Annotated in this window: 17 protein-coding genes; 7 read left to right on the top strand and 10 right to left on the bottom strand. The window is 46.7% G+C overall.

Annotated elements, in window-relative coordinates; all coding sequences use genetic code 11:
- The 3 genes from Q1B11_RS11850 (at window position 1) to Q1B11_RS11840 (ending at window position 2,223) form a co-directional block, all read left to right on the top strand.
- Entirely contained in the window at window positions 1-951 is a 951-nt protein-coding gene (locus Q1B11_RS11850) for an MlaD family protein (protein WP_299732719.1), read from the top strand.
- Window positions 951-1,574 (top strand): PqiC family protein, encoded by a 624-nt coding sequence (locus Q1B11_RS11845; protein WP_299732716.1) that lies wholly within the window; start codon window positions 951-953, stop codon window positions 1,572-1,574. The genes Q1B11_RS11850 and Q1B11_RS11845 overlap by 1 nt, the downstream gene beginning before the upstream one ends.
- Before the next feature lie 241 nt (window positions 1,575-1,815).
- Entirely contained in the window at window positions 1,816-2,223 is a 408-nt protein-coding gene (locus Q1B11_RS11840; RefSeq protein ID WP_067585028.1) for a CBS domain-containing protein, read from the top strand.
- A gap of 231 nt (window positions 2,224-2,454) precedes the next feature.
- Here the strand turns inward: Q1B11_RS11840 and udp are convergent, their stop codons facing one another.
- The 4 genes from udp to fkpA all read right to left on the bottom strand — a co-directional run bounded on the left by udp (window position 2,455) and on the right by fkpA (window position 5,938).
- On the bottom strand, window positions 2,455-3,219 hold the full coding sequence (gene udp / locus Q1B11_RS11835; RefSeq protein WP_299732711.1) for a uridine phosphorylase: 765 nt from the start codon (window positions 3,217-3,219) through the stop codon (window positions 2,455-2,457).
- Between the two features lie 686 nt (window positions 3,220-3,905).
- On the bottom strand, window positions 3,906-4,526 hold the full coding sequence (locus tag Q1B11_RS11830; protein ID WP_299732708.1) for a DUF2799 domain-containing protein: 621 nt from the start codon (window positions 4,524-4,526) through the stop codon (window positions 3,906-3,908).
- Between the two features lie 437 nt (window positions 4,527-4,963).
- Window positions 4,964-5,137, bottom strand: coding sequence for a hypothetical protein (locus Q1B11_RS11825; protein WP_299732705.1), 174 nt, complete (start codon window positions 5,135-5,137; stop codon window positions 4,964-4,966).
- 60 nt (window positions 5,138-5,197) lie between these two features.
- On the bottom strand, window positions 5,198-5,938 hold the full coding sequence (gene fkpA, locus Q1B11_RS11820; protein WP_299732702.1) for an FKBP-type peptidyl-prolyl cis-trans isomerase: 741 nt from the start codon (window positions 5,936-5,938) through the stop codon (window positions 5,198-5,200).
- 201 nt (window positions 5,939-6,139) lie between these two features.
- Here fkpA and Q1B11_RS11815 point away from each other — a divergent pair, with 201 nt between their 5' ends.
- Both Q1B11_RS11815 and Q1B11_RS11810 read left to right on the top strand, forming a co-directional pair.
- On the top strand, window positions 6,140-7,198 hold the full coding sequence (locus Q1B11_RS11815; protein ID WP_299732699.1) for a lytic transglycosylase domain-containing protein: 1,059 nt from the start codon (window positions 6,140-6,142) through the stop codon (window positions 7,196-7,198).
- 78 nt (window positions 7,199-7,276) lie between these two features.
- Window positions 7,277-8,581 carry a dicarboxylate/amino acid:cation symporter gene (locus Q1B11_RS11810; RefSeq protein WP_299732696.1) on the top strand — a complete coding sequence of 435 codons (1,305 nt, stop codon included), beginning with the start codon at window positions 7,277-7,279 and terminating at the stop codon, window positions 8,579-8,581.
- Window positions 8,582-8,664: 83 nt separating this feature from the next.
- On the opposite strand, the gene glsA is transcribed toward Q1B11_RS11810, so the two are convergent.
- The gene (glsA, locus tag Q1B11_RS11805; RefSeq protein ID WP_299732693.1) at window positions 8,665-9,612 is read right to left on the bottom strand and encodes a glutaminase A; all 948 of its coding nucleotides are present in this window, start codon (window positions 9,610-9,612) and stop codon (window positions 8,665-8,667) included.
- Window positions 9,609-11,183 carry a putative glutamine/gamma-aminobutyrate antiporter GadC gene (gene gadC / locus Q1B11_RS11800; protein WP_299732690.1) on the bottom strand — a complete coding sequence of 525 codons (1,575 nt, stop codon included), beginning with the start codon at window positions 11,181-11,183 and terminating at the stop codon, window positions 9,609-9,611. Before gadC ends, glsA begins: the two co-directional genes overlap by 4 nt.
- On the opposite strand from gadC, the gene Q1B11_RS11795 reads away from it, so the two are divergent.
- Window positions 11,182-11,358, top strand: a complete 177-nt coding sequence (locus Q1B11_RS11795) for a hypothetical protein (RefSeq protein ID WP_299732687.1) — start codon at window positions 11,182-11,184, stop codon at window positions 11,356-11,358. The two genes, gadC and Q1B11_RS11795, sit on opposite strands and share 2 nt — an antisense overlap.
- A gap of 30 nt (window positions 11,359-11,388) precedes the next feature.
- On the opposite strand, the gene Q1B11_RS11790 is transcribed toward Q1B11_RS11795, so the two are convergent.
- The 3 genes from Q1B11_RS11790 to Q1B11_RS11780 all read right to left on the bottom strand — a co-directional run bounded on the left by Q1B11_RS11790 (window position 11,389) and on the right by Q1B11_RS11780 (window position 14,285).
- Window positions 11,389-11,589: a hypothetical protein gene (locus Q1B11_RS11790; protein WP_299732684.1), complete on the bottom strand. Its 201-nt coding sequence runs from the start codon at window positions 11,587-11,589 to the stop codon at window positions 11,389-11,391.
- A gap of 145 nt (window positions 11,590-11,734) precedes the next feature.
- Window positions 11,735-13,309 (bottom strand): AbgT family transporter, encoded by a 1,575-nt coding sequence (locus Q1B11_RS11785; RefSeq protein WP_299732681.1) that lies wholly within the window; start codon window positions 13,307-13,309, stop codon window positions 11,735-11,737.
- 178 nt (window positions 13,310-13,487) lie between these two features.
- The gene (locus Q1B11_RS11780) at window positions 13,488-14,285 is read right to left on the bottom strand and encodes a transporter substrate-binding domain-containing protein (protein WP_299732678.1); all 798 of its coding nucleotides are present in this window, start codon (window positions 14,283-14,285) and stop codon (window positions 13,488-13,490) included.
- Window positions 14,286-14,381: 96 nt separating this feature from the next.
- Between Q1B11_RS11780 and Q1B11_RS11775 the strand changes: the two genes are divergently transcribed.
- Window positions 14,382-15,449 carry a radical SAM protein gene (locus Q1B11_RS11775; RefSeq protein WP_299732675.1) on the top strand — a complete coding sequence of 356 codons (1,068 nt, stop codon included), beginning with the start codon at window positions 14,382-14,384 and terminating at the stop codon, window positions 15,447-15,449.
- On the opposite strand, the gene Q1B11_RS11770 is transcribed toward Q1B11_RS11775, so the two are convergent.
- On the bottom strand, window positions 15,416-15,656 hold a 241-nt coding region (locus tag Q1B11_RS11770), incomplete at its 5' end, for a hypothetical protein (protein ID WP_299732672.1). The genes Q1B11_RS11775 and Q1B11_RS11770 overlap by 34 nt on opposite strands.

Below are 15,656 nucleotides of genomic sequence, written 5' to 3'. Positions count from 1 at the left end.
ATGAATAAAAAGTCCGTTTCTGTCTCTGTGGGTATCTTTGTTGTTGCCATTTTCGCCATGATGATTGGTTTGGCGCTGTTTTTAAACACCGATGGTTTTTCAAAAAAAGAAGTGCAGCGGTATCAAATTCTTTTTGATACGTCAATTAAGGGGCTGAATGTGGGTGCTCCCGTCACGCTTCAGGGTGTGAAGCTGGGTGAAGTTGTCAGCATTAATACACGGTTATACAACAATCACCAGAAAGTGCTGAATGTCGTCACTGTTGATATGTATCCCGATGCCATCAGCGAGCAGGGAGCCGGTGAGGAGTATGATGTATTAGGGCAGCTAATACGACAGGGGTTGAGTGCCCAGATTGGCCTGCAAAGTCTGTTAACCGGGCTGCTCTATATCGAAGTAGACTTTTTTAAAAATAAACCTTTGCTCCAGCCATATAATACCCGTTACCCACAAATTCCGACGGTTCCTAACGATCTGGATGAATTTCTGGAGCGTTTTCAAAGTATCAATCTGGCAGAAATGGCGGAAAGTCTGAAAGACACTCTGGACAACCTGGAAGCGCTTACCCATGATGCTCGCATGAATAATTTGATTGAAGATGTGGGTAAAGCGTTTGTCAGTATGGGGGCTATGTCGGAAGAGATGAGTGCGGATATGGCAGGTATTCGCGAAGAATTTGCGTCCATGGCAAAAGATGCTGGTGAGGTTACTACGTTGCTTCAAACCGAGTTGCCAGCAACCACCCGTCAGTTAAACCGGTCATTGGTTCAGTTGGAGAAAGCCATGGAAGCAGCGCAGGATACCCTCAATCCTGATTCTCCGCTTATGTTCCAGCTGCAACAGAGTGCGACAGACATCAGTCGTGCATCCCGTGCCATGGGAGATTTGGCGAATATGCTGCGCCGTGAACCTGATGCTATTATTTTTGGTCGGTCATTAGGAGAACAATAGTGAGAGCGCATAATCCGTTGTTGGTTCGCTTGATGCTTAAAAAAGTCCTGATGGTTTGTTTTTTTGTGGTGTTGGCGGGATGCGTTTCTTCAAATCCTGCTTTCCACAACTACAGGCTTGTTGCTGACTCAGAACTGAACGTTGTAACAGAAGCGGATAAACTGCCATCGTCTGTTGGTGTTTTTCCTGTGAGTGTTGCTGGTTGGCTGGACAAAAGGCAGGTGATCTGGAGTGATGGTGGCGTCAATATTCACAGCTCGACTCTGGACCGCTGGGGTGAGCCATTACCTGAGTTAATGACGCGAGCTATGGCGGAAAACCTGCAAAAAGCTTCCGGAACAGAGGTTTGGGTCAGCCCAGGCCCTTGGCTTCGCAAACATCGGCCAGAGGTGGTTGCCAAGATTGAGGTTCAATCGATTTCTATCGCCGGCGGACAGCTTAACCTTATGGCTGGGTGGACACTGGAGGATATTGAAGGGCAGGCAGTTGCCCACAGGCAAGCAGTGTATAACAAGCCATTTACAGGCACTGAGCCTGATAGCGGTTATGTGGAAACACTCAGTCAGGTGTGGGGGCTGGTAGCAACCGATATTGTTCGGACCTTAGGAGTTGTCCCTGAATAACTTTACTGCTCAGAGAAGCGTTTTCCGGTTACCGTAAAAGCACAAGCAGCAAGGCTTTACGGACAACGGTTCTGGTTAATTATGGAAGTGGTTTTGTGACAGTTCCTTAGCTGTGAAACAGTGAGCGTGTTACCTTCAATGCATTTTAACTATGGGGTGAAAAGCTAGAAATTATTGGCTGTTTTCTCACTGTTCTCCCATGCTGGTTATATTACCTATGGCTGGATCGGAGTGAGTAAGTATGAACATTGTCCGGGATATTTTACGAAGAAATATTAATCCACTGTCATCGGATAGCAAGCTTGGTGATGCAGTTGATCTGCTGTTGTCTGCTAATGTCTCCGGACTGCCTGTGGTGGATGATCATCAACAGTTGGTGGGCTTTTTATCCGAGTTCGATTGCATTCCACATTTGATCAGTGGCTCTTATCATTGCGATAGCCGGTTGCATGTGAAAGATGTGATGCACGAAAGCCCTCTATCGGTGAGCCCGGAAGATTCGATTATTGATATCGCTCAGAAGATGTCTGGTAATAAGCCTAAGGTTTACCCAGTCGTTGAGAATGGTCGTTTAATTGGTATTGTTGCCAGGCAGGATATTTTGAGGGCGCTGAATCAGTCTTTGAAAAGTTGTGTTTCTTATGCGTAAAAAGCCTGCGGTGCAGGCTTTTCTGTATCAGTGAATGTTATACCAATTCTGTTTTTAAATTATGGGCTGCGCAGCCATTTTGATCGACTGGATCTGCGTTGAAGTTCCTCGCCATAGCTACTACCCGAGGGCATAAAGGCTATGGCTCGTCTCTTCGCCTTTATGCCCTCGGGTATTGCCCAGTCGCCCAAAATAATTTGCTCGTTCCAAAATTTAAAAACGCCATTGGTATTATTTCAACAGTGAGCGTGCTGCCGCTACCACGGTATTGATGGCGTTCGGTTCAACACTGGCCAGTCTTTCTGTGTCCGGTGTTTCGTTGCAGGTGCGATTAACAATAACACCAGCTACACAAGCCGCTCGAAGGCCCATGGTGGCGCACATGGTTAACAAGGTGGCGGATTCCATTTCGTAGTTCAGCACACCCATGGATTGCCATTCCTCCATCAACCCCTGGTACTCCTTTCTGACACGTTTTGTATAAGTGTCGTAACGCTCCTGCCCAGGGTAGAACGTGTCACTGGAAGCCGTAATGCCTGTCCAGTAAGTCAAATTATTTTCAATGGCGACATCAACCATTGCTCGAGTGCAGGCAAAGTCAGCCACTGCCGGGTAGCTAAGTGGTCCAAAATGAAGACTGGCGCCGTCTAATCGAACGGAGCCGGTAGTGATGATGACATCACCAACATTGATCTGTGGCTGAATGGCTCCGGTGGTACCGACCCGAAGAAAGGTGCGAATTCCAAGCTGGGCGAGTTCTTCAACGGCAATGGATGTAGAAGGGCCTCCAATGCCAGTAGAACAAACGACCACAGACTTGCCGTCCACTTCCGCTCGCCAGGTAACAAACTCTCTGTGGCTTGCCAGTTTGACAGGGTTGTCCATCAGTTCAGCAATACGTTGAACCCGCTCCGGATCACCAGGAACGATAGCCAGCTCTGCGCCTGTAAGCATTTCGCGATTCAGGCCAAGATGAAACACTTCACTGTCACTCATTGTGCAGCTCCTTTATCAGGGGATGTTTTCCGAAGGTATGCATCATCATGACCTATCGACCGAGTGTTTTTATCGATCCAGATCAATATTTGTTCAGGAGAGGATGAAACGTTTTGAATAAGGATTCTGAATAGGTTCAAGCATCCAGAGGCAATGCAAAGCCCGTCATGCCGGAAACCCATATAGTTGTGACGCATAGGCGATGGTAATAGCGCCGCTTTATGACGCACTTATCGCCGTCGCCTTTCAAGTTGCTACTTTGTTCGTTGCTCTTGCTTGCTGCCGCGTAGCAACTTGAAATCCTTTGGGTATAGTTAAGTACCCAACCATATGAAATCATATTTTCTGACTCATTGATCAGGCTCTCTGGCTGCGTTGCAACTCTGGTCACATAGCTCGCTATGCTCCCGGCGTTGCGCCTTGCAGAGAACTTGATCAACAAGCCAGAAATATTCGATTCCAAATGGCCGGGTACTTAGAAGCTGTTCACAATCTTTCTGCGAGCTGCAAACGATGATAAAACGCCCCTGTTTTCCTGTTTTCCTGTTTTCCTGTTTTCCTGTTTTCCTGTTTTCCTGTTTTCCAGTTTTCTACGTTGCGTAGCACCACTATGCGCCTCAAAAAACTGAAAAACAGGAACATTTTCTCCTCGTTTTCGCTATTCGCAAAAGATCATGAACAGCTTCTTAGTAGTTACTGTACTTGTTGATAGTTAGCTTCAGGTTGGTATTGGCTTTGGTGATTTTTGAAATCAGTTCAAGCTTTCTTTGCTCCAAAGCCCCTTGCTGCTTCTGCATATCCGATATCTCCTGATTCAGACGATACCGGTCTTCTACGCGGGTTTGGTCTGAAAGCATTAAGCCGGTTTTTTTATTGATTTTTTTCTTTAGACGTTTGATGTCTTCTTCATTGCTCCATTTTTCAGACTCAAGCGTACTAACCAAGCTTCGTGCGCTGTAGATTTTTTTGCCAGAGTCGTATGCTTTCAAGAAATTGCGCTCAATCTCTGTTGGGCATATTCCGGAATAGGCGTAGCCTGATTTTCCTTGTTCAAAGCCATTTCGAGGTGTGCAAAATACCAGAACGCCTTCAGCGTGACCGCGTTTATAGGCATTGAGGTCGACCCCAATGCCATGGCTCGCACAGGCTTTTCGATGGGACGAAACCATCGTCAGTGAGGAACCACTGACACCGTCTTCAAAGCCAATCTGATTCCAGTTGGCTGTTTCGCATTCTTCTTTATTTAACGTAGCGCACCCGCTAAGAAAGAGCGGGATTAGGATAATGACAACAAATAACCGTAACATTATAAGACCTTTATGATTCTTGGTTCAGAACGATAACGGAAGCTGGAAAATGCAAAGAGCCTAGGAGTCTGACCGAGAATAGGTTGCCCTACGCGGCAACTGCTCCTGCATCCATGCAGTCGTGCGGTGGTAGTAAATTGGTCTAAGAAATCCGTTTTGCTCAGCAAATAGCACCACTAATCACTTCACAGAACGGATTTTTTATCCTCAATTTTCTACCATCCTCGCTACGGGCGCTATTCTCGGTCAGCCTCCTAGTTTATTTCCAAAATCCTGAATGTGAGGGCTACACCCTATTACGGGCAATAAAAGGTTTGTATATGGGTTACCCCTTGAATCAAACGGCTGTTAAGGTTTGGTTAATCATTTCGTGATTGGGAGTTGTTGGCTTGGCCAGTGCCTGAAGGGATGTGAACTCAACTATTTTTGACTGAATTTTATGTGCAAGACTTGATCAGTCCGGCGACTATCATGACAAAAATGAGAACCATGGCTATGCGCGACAGCTTGCTTTGCTGCTCAGCAGTCATTGGTTTGCCGTGTTTTTCAGTGAGTTTGACGACAACAAACAGGCTGATAAACAGGATGACGAGGATTGATATCAGTTTCATGAGGATTCTTTACAACGATTGGGCAAAGCTAAGCGCTTTGCCCAAATCAAGAGTTGAAGCTTATTTGCCTTCAATGCTGATCAGCTCAACATCAAACACCAGAACGGAGCCGGCAGGAATAGAGCCTACTTCCTGATCGCCGTAAGCTAGCTCAGCAGGGATGGTAAGGCGGTATTCAGAGCCGACTGGCATCAGAGCCACACCTTCGGTCCAGCCTTTGATTACATTAGCCAGAGGGAAGGTTGCGGGTTGACCGCGCTCTTTACTGCTGTCAAATACAGTGCCGTCGGTCAGCTTGCCGGTGTAATGAACAGTAACGGTGTCTGCGGCCACTGGCTTGGCGCCTTCGCCCTGCTTAACCACTTCATACTGAAGGCCAGAATCTGTGACAGTAACGCCTTCTTTCTTGGCATTGTCTTCCAGGTATTTAGCGCCAGATTGCAGAGTTGCCTCACGCTTTTCTTTGGCTTTTTCCTGAACGACTGTGTTCATTTTTTGCTCATGAGCACGAAGGGCTGCACCCATTTCTTCTTCGCTCATCATTTCCTGGCCAGCCAGTGCGTCCAAAAGGCCGGTTTTGACCAGATTACGATCCAGTGCAACGCCCAGCTCATCTTGCTGCTTTAGGGTCTGGCTGGCGAAATTCCCGATGGATGCGCCAATAGCGTATGCGGCTTTTTGCTCATCGGTCTTCAGTTCTGTTTTGATTTCTGCTTTTGGCGCTTCTTGCGCAGTATCCTGACAGCCCGCTACCAATAACACGGCCGCAGCCAGGGCAGAAATTCTCATAACCTTTTTCATATCAGTTTCCATTGTGTTTGGCCAAAGAACCATATCGGCCAGGACGCACGTGCCCTTATCAGGATTAAAGTTAAATAGGATCTGCTCAATAATGGCACAGCCTTAGTGGCAGTTGAACCGGAAGCGGCCTTTTTTTCAAAAAAATCACAATTGGTTAATCTACATGGGGAGCCAAGTTCTTGAAAGTATGGACTATATTAGATGAGCTTCCTGTTTTCAGACATCCCTGATGATGTTGTTCTTAGCAGCCTTTGGTTGTTTTCTTTTATGCGCGAGGCTGACTATCTGTTAATGCTAGTGAGTACAGGGCATTCATTGAAAGTCCTGCTGATCCTGATATGTGATGAATGTATACGGGTGTTCCAATGGATACGATCTGTTGGTATTTCAGAGCGGCTGTTTAGCTCAGCAGTGTTGTCTTTCTTTATATATGTCACAAATGGGTGTTGTTCGCAGGTGTATGCCTTGCAGGCTGACCTTTCTGAGAAAAGTCAGTGGCCGAAGACGATAAGCCGACCGGTTTGTCTTAAAAATCCAGGTGATGGCTGGCAGTCACTTCGCTATGGTTTTGAGCTGGCTGAACATTATGATGCCAAAAGAGTAAAAGATCAGCTGCAAGCCTTTCCTCAATACTACTTCAATAGACACTCCAACAGAATTCAATCCTATCAACAGTTTATTATTTTGAAAGTTCAGGAAAGAGGGCTGCCTTCAGAGTTAGCGCTTTTGCCACTGATCGAGAGCGAATTGAATCTTAATGCGCATTCATCAGCACGGGCAAAAGGGCTATGGCAGTTGATGCCAAGAACGGCCCGAGCCTACGGGTTAGAAGTTTCAATCCTCGATGATGAACGAGTCGATCTCGAAAAATCAACGGCAGCAGCTTTAGATTATATTCAGGATGTTCATGGTAAAACGAATGACTGGCTGTTGACATTTGCGGCCTATAACGCAGGCCTTTACCGGGTTAAAAAGCTGGTAAATCAATCTAAGCAGAATTACACGCTGAATGGCTTCTGGGTGCTGGATCTGCCCGGTGAAACACGACGACATGTGGCTAAACTGCTGGCGCTAAGTCAAATTGTGCGCAGGCCAGACGACTTTGGTATTCGATTACCAAGAATGCCGATAAAAGACAGTGGTTTATCTTCTGCTAAACTGGGTAATCATCATCGGGAATGTGTTATTCCAGCTGTTCACTGTCTGTTTTGTCGATGGGTAGTGCTGTTCATTATCTATGCCTGGTTTCAAGCAATGTAAGAGCACTGTTGTTTGTCTCTTATTTGACAAACATCTGCTTCTGTCTTTTACCCTAAATAGTGTCGTCCTGGTTGTCCTATGATTAAGCACTGGAGTCAATATTCGCTAACCACAAAAGTGTTGGTTGGCATGGTTGCCGGTTTAGCGACAGGTGTGTTGACTCGAACGTTTCTGAGTGAGAACGTTTTTGTCTCTCAGTACGTAACGGATGGCTTGTTTCATATTATTGGGCAGATTTTTATATCTTCCCTGAAAATGCTCGTTGTGCCACTGATATTTACCTCTATTGTTTGTGGTACCAGCTCCTTATCGGATGCCTCAACGTTGGGGCGACTGGGCTTTAAGACACTGGCTCTTTATCTATTTACCACCGCAGTTGCCATCACCTTAGCCATTGTCTCGGCATTGATTGTTAAGCCGGGTGTGGGGGCAAATCTGGAAGCGGTTTCCAGCTTTTCTGCCAAAGAAGCACCAGCTATCAGTGAAGTGTTAATACACCTGTTTCCTGATAATCCAATAGAAGCCATGGCCAGCGGTAATACACTACAAATTATCGTATTTGCCGTGCTGTTTGGTATTGCCATTGGTGCCGCCGGTGATTCTGGCGACAAGATCGCTCGTTTATTTGATGCGTTGAACGATGTGATGATGAAGTTGGTGGCGCTATTAATGAATGTTGCGCCTTATGGTGTGTTTTGTTTGATGGCCAAGCTGTTTACGACCATTGAACTATCAGCCATTGTAAGCTTGGCTAAATACTTTACCTTACTGTTGTGTGTTCTGCTGATACATGCACTGGTGACGTATTGTTCTTTATTGAAAATTTTCACGGGGCTCAGTCCGAGAACATTTTTGTCGAAAATGGACGACGCTGCCATGTTTGCATTCAGTACGGCATCCAGTAATGCAACAATCCCCGTGACCATGGAAACAGTGACCTATCGGTTTGGTGTCTCCAATCGAATTGCCTCCTTCACCATCCCTCTGGGCAGTACCATTAATATGGACGGTACAGCCATTATGCAGGGAGTTGCGACGGTCTTTATTGCTCAGGCGTTTGGTATAGAGCTGACGATCAGTGACTATCTTTCCGTCATATTGACTGCCACGCTGGCTTCAATAGGAACGGCAGGTGTACCGGGTGTAGGCATGGTTATGCTGGCGATGGTATTGAAGCAGGTTGGGTTGCCACTGGAAGGAATCGCCCTGGTGATGGGTGTGGATCGTCTTTTGGATATGGTGAGAACCGCCGTCAATATAACAGGTGACTGTGCAGTCACCTGTATTGTCGCAAAATCAGAAGGCGCGATGGATGTTGATGTCTTTTACGACCCTGAAGCAGGGGTGAAAGAGGAGACCATCGACTTCCATCATATCCGTTGAGCTTACCTTCTTACAGTATTTTACGGCAAACGATGGTTAGTGGGGTGAGGAAAGCAGATCGATGATCTGCTCTCCTGTCAATATCACAAGGATGGTGATGGGCTGTAGACACTGAGGTTCAGGCGGTTAGCAATATGCTGGATCATTTTCTGAGCACGTACACTGTTTCCCACTTCATTCAGTGGGGGGGAGAATCCGGCAATAGCCATCTTTCCGGGTACCACTGCAATCACTCCGCCACCCACGCCGCTCTTGCTGGGCAAGCCAACGAGAAAAGCCCAGTCTCCGGAAAAGTCGTACATACCTTCCATGGTCATTTCTGCAAGAATGGGCGCAACATTGTCTGGGTCAATGACTTTCTCTTTGGTGATTGGGTTGACGCCACCATTGGCCAGAGTGCCTCCAAGTGTGGCTAAGTCATCACAGGTCACCAAAGTTGAGCATTGTCGTGTATAAACCTCACAGGCTTCCATCGGATCACTGAAGCAATTGCCGGCTGCATATAGCAACCAGGCGATGGCACGGTTATGGAAGTTTGTCTCTTGTTCTGATGTATTGACATCCTCAGAAAGGTGAACGTTTTTGGACATCATTTTCCGCTGAAAATCTAAAACCAGCTGCCACCGGGATTCTTTATCCGGTGCATCCAGAAAGCTGACAGTCGCCATGGCGCCGGCATTGACCAGAGGGGTCAGGGGTTTGTCCTGATGAACGGTCAGAGCCATAACCGAGTTAAAAGGAAGCCCTGTTGGTTCTGCACCTATTTTTTCTCGTACTTGTTCAGCGCCTTTTTGCTGCATGGCCAACGACATGGAGCACACTTTGCTGATGGACTCCAGGGCAAAACCGTAGTCATAATCGCCAGCATGAACGATCTCTCCACTGCAGCAGACTATGGATATTGCACACAATTCGGGTGGAACGCTGGCAAGGAACGGGATGTAATTTGCGTTGGCGCCACCAGAGCAGGATTTGCCAAGAGATAACGCTTCATCCACAAGGCTTTGGAGTTTGCTGATATCGTAACTCATGCATTTTCTCCTCTATTAACAGCCTTTTTTTTGTGCAGCCATTGGAGGTGTTTCTTTGTCAGGTGAGTGGTATGTGTGTCGGAATGATTAGGTATGCCTGGGTGTGAATTTTCAATTTCCCAAGTGAATGGGGCAAAGTCTGCTTCTTCATCTTTCCAGTGAGGTTTTCGGTTGGCGTAAATAATGAAAGGAAGCACGACAAAAAAGACCGTCAAAGCAATGAGAATTAACACATAGTTGGTTGGGCTACCCACTGCGATTTGGCCTGGAGGGATAAAGCTGAAAATAAAAGCAATCAGTGACCCAATAAAACCAATACCGGCCACCAGAAACATACCAGCTTTTCCGCCCGGGATTTTATAAGGTCTGGGGCGGTTGGGCTGAGAGAAGCGAAGGTAAATAGCGGCAGCGAACATCAGTAGATACATGACCAGATAAAGAATTACCGTCAGCTGACTCAGTATTTGATACGTTGCCTGAACAGAAGGCATCACCACAAAGAGAATGGATAATACAGTGACCAAGCCTGCCTGTAACAACATAATATGCGTAGCCATGTCGTTTTTATTGGTATGTTGCCAGAAGCGCGGCAGGTAGCCCGCTTTGGCAACGGTCAGTAAGCCAGAAGAGGGCCCTGCTACCCAGGTAACGATCCCTGCCAGTACACCAATGGCCAGACATACCGCCATGATGGGGGCAAGAAATCCGACACCTGCCCAGTGAAACATATCGTAGTATGCGACAAGGAGTGATTGGGTGAGATTGATGTCCGCCTGAGGGATCACAAAGCCAATGGCCAGTGTGCCGAGAATGAAAATGGCTACTGTGCCAATCGATGCCACGGCAATGGCCATTGGGTATGATTTAGACGCATTATCCAGTTCTTTGACATGGATTGCGTTCATTTCCATGCCGGCGTAGAACAAGAAAATACTAGCCGCGAGTACAATATTACTGAAATTGCTGAAATCAGGGATAACATCCGCCCACGTCAATTCGATATGAACCGGTTCACCACTGCCCAGATAACTGAAACCAAGGATAATCAGAATTGTGGCAGGAATAATGGTGCCGATCATGCCGCCCCATTTTGAAACCTTGGAAAAAGCATCAACCCCACGGAAAGCGATAAATGTCGCCAGCCAATAAATAGCCAGCACGATGGCGAGAACAAAAAATTTATTGGAAGACAATGCCTGATCCCAAGTTTGATCGGGTCCAATAAAGGCCAGGGAAACAGCGCCAAACGTCAGTGCAGTGGGAAACCACACACTGACTTCAATAAATAGCATGAACATGGCCAAAAAAGCCCATTGAGGACCAAAGGCTTCACCAACCCAGCGAAACACACCGCCTTTTTCGGGCCAGCCCGTTGCCAATTCTGCAGCAACCAGTGATACCGGTATCAAAAAGAATATCGCTGCAAAAATGTAGTAGAAAATAGAACTGAGCCCGTATTCTGCTTCCGCAGGTAAGCCGCGAAGGCTGACGACTGCAACAATGTTCATGATTGCCAATGTGACAACCGTGAGCTTTTTCGTACTGCTGCCAGAGGGAGAAGTTTCAGCCATGGATGATTACCTCATTCCACACGTCGATATTCGGGAAATCCGAACAGAGAAAAAAACAAGCTATCTCATAGAGATAGGGGTGATAGGTGTAGAGAAGTCTGGCTGGGTAGTAATGATTTTTCAAACGCGTAAAGTCAACGATTTGGAAATAATGGAGGGTTATTTCCAAACCTGAGGTGACTAAAGTGGTTTTTAAATGAAAAAACTATAGAAGGTAAAGAAGGCTGATCATAACGAAACCAGGAACAAAAAAACCCACTAATGCGCCCGTTTCACGATCCCCCCAGCGTTTTTCGGTTGCTTTGCCTGCATAATGAATAATCACAATCCATGAAAGCAGGCAGACAGTAGCGATGATCCAGCTGGTGGGGGTCATTCCATCAATGATTTTTATCAGGTTGAACACTGGGTGGAACTCCTCTTCTACAGCGCATTTCTGACGGCTCTAGAAGCATAGACACTTTTTAGTTAATTACGTTCCAGTGTAAGCACAAAAAAAAGGGGCCGAAGCCCCTTAAAGAGTGAGTTGATTGTCTTCTGTGAGAAAGCTATTACATCGCTGGGTAGGTATAGGATGCTTGAATACCCAGTGGCAGACCCAGTGCCCAGTAAGCCAGCAGGAAGATGGTCCAGCCGATCAGCATGGCGATGGAGAATGGCATCATCATAGAGGCCAGAGAGCCGATGCCGGAATCCTTCACATAACGCTGGCAATAAACCACAACCAGTGGGAAATACACCATCAGTGGCGAGATAATGTTAGAAACCGAGTCGCCCACACGATAAGCGGCCTGGGACAGTTCAGGCGCAATGCCCACGGCCATCAACATCGGTACCAGAATTGGACCAATCAATGCCCATTTTGCGGATGAAGAACCAATGACCAGATTAACGGTGGCGGTTAGTAGAATCATACCAACGACAGTGATTTCGCCTGCGAGGTTCATGGATTGCAGAACTTCCGCACCGCTCAGAGCCAGTACAGTACCGAGATTGGACTGAGAGAATGCATAAAGGAACTGGGCGCAGAAGAACGACATCACCAGATAAGAGCCCATGGTCGCCATGGTGCTGTTCATGGCCAAAACAGTGTCTTTAGAGGTTTTGAAAGTACCGGAAACCTTGCCGTAAACAATGCCTGGAATCACAAACAGGATGAAAATCAGAGGAACAATGGACTGCATCAGTGGCGCAGAGAAGGCTGTGATTTCACCATTCGGTGAGCGCAAGGGGGAGGTTTCTGGAATAACGGCAGCAACCAGCAGAGCGATGCTGACCAGCATGGCCAAACCCGCGGCATTGAATGCCTTGCTTTCTTCCGGAGAAAAAGAGCTTAGGTCTGGTGCTTTTTCTGCGTCTTCATCCAGAGTGGTGGTGGCTTGCAGGCGTGGCTCAACCACTTTGTCGGTCACATACCAGCCAATAGCAACAATCAAGATACTGGAAGCGCCGGTAAAGAACAGGTTAGCCAGTGGGTTCATCAGGTAGTTAGGATCCAGGATCTGTGCAGCGGATTGGGTGAAACCCTGAAGCAGCGGATCAATACCAGAAGGAATAAAGTTGGCAGAGAAACCACCGGATACACCAGCAAACGCAGCAGCAATACCCGCCAGTGGGTGGCGCCCGGCAGCGTGGAAAATGATACCGCCCAGAGGAATGACCAGAACGTAACCAGCGTCAGCCGCCGTATGACTGACGATAGCGACAAGAATGAGCATTGGCGTTAACAACTTAGCCGGAGTAACGCCCAGCATTTTCTTCAGGCCTGTGTTAATGAAGCCCGATTTCTCGGCTACTCCGATACCCAGCATAGCTACCAGTACAATCCCCATCGGCGCAAAACCGGCAAAGTTTTTCACCATGCTGGCCAGAAAGGCGGCCAGTGCAGAGCCAGTAAGTAGGTTGTTGACGGTCACGCTTTGACCGGTGGTTGGGTGAACCATATCCAGGTTCATCTGAGCCATCAGGGCAGAAAGTACCCATACGACGACCAACGCATAAACAAACAATAATGTTGGATCCGGCAGTTTGTTACCGGCTTTTTCAACGGCGTTTAGAAAGCGATTCATTAATTTGGAATCGCCTGATATCGGCTCTGGCATTGGAGGGGCTTTACTGACACTCATAAATGACTCTTCTTTGTACTACTATTTTTTAAAAATGGTGTTTATGTAAAGACTGTATGTAATCGAAGGCTGATTCAGGAATGATCCAGATCAATTAAATATATTTAAGGTGGATTAAAGTGGGAAAATCAGAAATATATTCTGAGAGGGTGTAGGGTTTTCGAAGGATTCTACTGGGTTAGTTTGAAGAGCGTTGTCTCTTTTCGAGACTGAATCCCATCCATTTGTAAAGACTGTCGTTTAATAGTTTATCGGCATAACCGGATTCCTGTCGTTTGGTTAATTCTTGAGAAATTTTATTGACAGGCAGTGTGCAACCCAGCTCTTTGGAGACAGCTATATAGAGGTCAAAAGGCGACAGTTCGACCGGCATTTTTTCCAGTCTACCTTCCAGATCCAGCAGGGATACGAACAGGTCACCCTGAATCTGGGGATAGATGGCATAATCCACACGACCGACATCCAGCATTTTCAGACCTTGCTTTGCATTGAATGTTTTTACAATACTCAGGTTGTCCTCTGCAAAGCGTTCAAATTCTTTGCTGAATCGAACATTTCGCGGTGCAACGCCTTTGAGGTCGATCATATCCGTCCATTCTCGGATATCACGGTCATCATCTTTGCGAGTCACGACCATGTAGCTCTGGGTGTAGACCGGAGGGTAGATGTGATACACCTCGTTCAGGTATTTTTGCTGATAGGTCATGGCAGGGTTTATATGGATGATGCCCTGACGAAGTTTGTAGGTGACGCGATTGGCCCCACCGAAATAATCATTGATGACTTTGATGCCTTCTTCTTCAAGGATCTCGGTGATCAGTTCAGAAGCGGCGCCGTGGGTGTTCTGATAATCACCCCAGCTAACAGGCGGGAGGTCAGGATGGCCGGTCAGAACTATCTCTTTACAAATAGGAGTCTGAGCCAGTAATTGTCCGGAAAAGAGAACATATAATACGAATACTGTAATTTTTCGCAAAAGCTTGTCCTTTAGTATGCCTTCGGTATTTAACCCTAGCGCAACAAGGGTTTCAAGCTGGCTCTATGATAACAGAAATCAAATGAAGTGTATTGAATGGCGATTGAGCTTCGCAACCTGAGTGATGGCTGCAAAATAGAAGACAGTGAGCGTTTTATGTCGGCAAGAATTAATGGCCAGGGGTATTGGTGTTCGTTTCGAATCAGAGACGCATTCTATCGACGATGCATGGATGGTTCTGTTGTAGAAGGCGCCAGTGCGCAGCCAGTATCGGAGCAATGTTCCGGGACTGTGCACCAAGCGTTTCAGAGTTGGATTGATGCAATTCCCTGTCACAATAAAACAATAGAAGTCAGTCAGGGGTTGAATCTCGAAAACTATAAGGAAATTGGCAGTCTTTATCGTTCTGTATATCCAGAGGATGTAACCATCCTTCCGCCAGATCGTTATGGTGATATTGTGATTATGCCGGCCATAGGGTGTCCCAATCGGCAGTGTACTTTTTGTGCCTTCTATAAGGATAAACCCTACAAGGTGTTGAAGGAGGATATGATTGAACAACATCTGACGGCTGTTAAACAATTGTATGGTGCAAAGGTTTTATCCTCCCCTGGTGTGTTTCTTGGTTCTGCGAATGCAATGGCGCTGTCGCAAAGACGTCTGATGTTTTGCCTTGAGTTGATAAAGGAAAGGCTTGGTAGCTTTAATCGAGAAGTTGCCACATTTGCAGATCCGGATTTCAGTGCCAGGCGAAGTGAGCAGAATTGGGTGGAGTTAAGAGAGGCTGGGCTTCGCCATGTGGTTGTAGGTCTTGAAACGGGCTGGAAAGTGTTGAGAGCAAAGCTGGGGAAGTCTGGCGATCTGAGTAAATGTATTGCGTTTATAAAGGGTGCAAGGTCGGCTGGCATTGGTATTGGGCTGACCATTTTGACGGGTGCGGCCTCTGGGGAGAGTCGAGAGGAAAATATTAAGCAAACCATAATGATGATCAATAAGCTGGCCTTATCTAATAAAGATATTATTTATCTGTCGCCACTGAGTAAAAATGAAAACGTTGGTATAGAGGCAATAGAAGAGCAGCGTCTAATAAAGGAAAGGCTGGATGGTATGACTGAAGCGAAGGTTGTTCCCTACCAGATGCAGCGTTTTCGATACTTTGCATAATCAGCGGTTTTATTAAAGACTACTGTCTTATAACTGTTATTGACTTTGGCAGTTAAGCGCGTAGAATGTGCCCCTCTTCCACGGACGATCTCCAGCGAGAAAGCCAATGTTAACTGATGAGGATTCATCGCTAACAGGAAGAGTGATTTGAAAACGATTGCTTGAATCAAACGATGAAAACAACCGATTGACAAATCAACGAGGTGC

Origin of the sequence: uncultured Endozoicomonas sp. (assembly GCF_947495845.1) — a bacterium.
Taxonomy (GTDB): domain Bacteria; phylum Pseudomonadota; class Gammaproteobacteria; order Pseudomonadales; family Endozoicomonadaceae; genus Endozoicomonas.
This window is presented reverse-complemented; position numbering and strand designations above follow the sequence as displayed.

Excerpts from the sequence above, each read along its gene's own strand:
- Q1B11_RS11825 (WP_299732705.1), bottom strand. The coding sequence starts at position 5,137 with ATGAAACTGATATCAATCCTCGTCATCCTGTTTATCAGCCTGTTTGTT.
- Q1B11_RS11775 (WP_299732675.1), top strand. The coding sequence starts at position 14,382 with ATGGCGATTGAGCTTCGCAACCTGAGTGATGGCTGCAAAATAGAAGAC.
- Q1B11_RS11840 (WP_067585028.1), top strand. The coding sequence starts at position 1,816 with ATGAACATTGTCCGGGATATTTTACGAAGAAATATTAATCCACTGTCA.
- Q1B11_RS11810 (WP_299732696.1), top strand. The coding sequence starts at position 7,277 with ATGATTAAGCACTGGAGTCAATATTCGCTAACCACAAAAGTGTTGGTT.
- Q1B11_RS11850 (WP_299732719.1), top strand. The coding sequence starts at position 1 with ATGAATAAAAAGTCCGTTTCTGTCTCTGTGGGTATCTTTGTTGTTGCC.
- Q1B11_RS11785 (WP_299732681.1), bottom strand. The coding sequence starts at position 13,309 with ATGAGTGTCAGTAAAGCCCCTCCAATGCCAGAGCCGATATCAGGCGAT.
- Q1B11_RS11830 (WP_299732708.1), bottom strand. The coding sequence starts at position 4,526 with ATGTTACGGTTATTTGTTGTCATTATCCTAATCCCGCTCTTTCTTAGC.
- Q1B11_RS11815 (WP_299732699.1), top strand. The coding sequence starts at position 6,140 with ATGAGCTTCCTGTTTTCAGACATCCCTGATGATGTTGTTCTTAGCAGC.
- udp (WP_299732711.1), bottom strand. The coding sequence starts at position 3,219 with ATGAGTGACAGTGAAGTGTTTCATCTTGGCCTGAATCGCGAAATGCTT.
- glsA (WP_299732693.1), bottom strand. The coding sequence starts at position 9,612 with ATGAGTTACGATATCAGCAAACTCCAAAGCCTTGTGGATGAAGCGTTA.
- Q1B11_RS11795 (WP_299732687.1), top strand. The coding sequence starts at position 11,182 with ATGGATGATTACCTCATTCCACACGTCGATATTCGGGAAATCCGAACA.
- gadC (WP_299732690.1), bottom strand. The coding sequence starts at position 11,183 with ATGGCTGAAACTTCTCCCTCTGGCAGCAGTACGAAAAAGCTCACGGTT.
- fkpA (WP_299732702.1), bottom strand. The coding sequence starts at position 5,938 with ATGAAAAAGGTTATGAGAATTTCTGCCCTGGCTGCGGCCGTGTTATTG.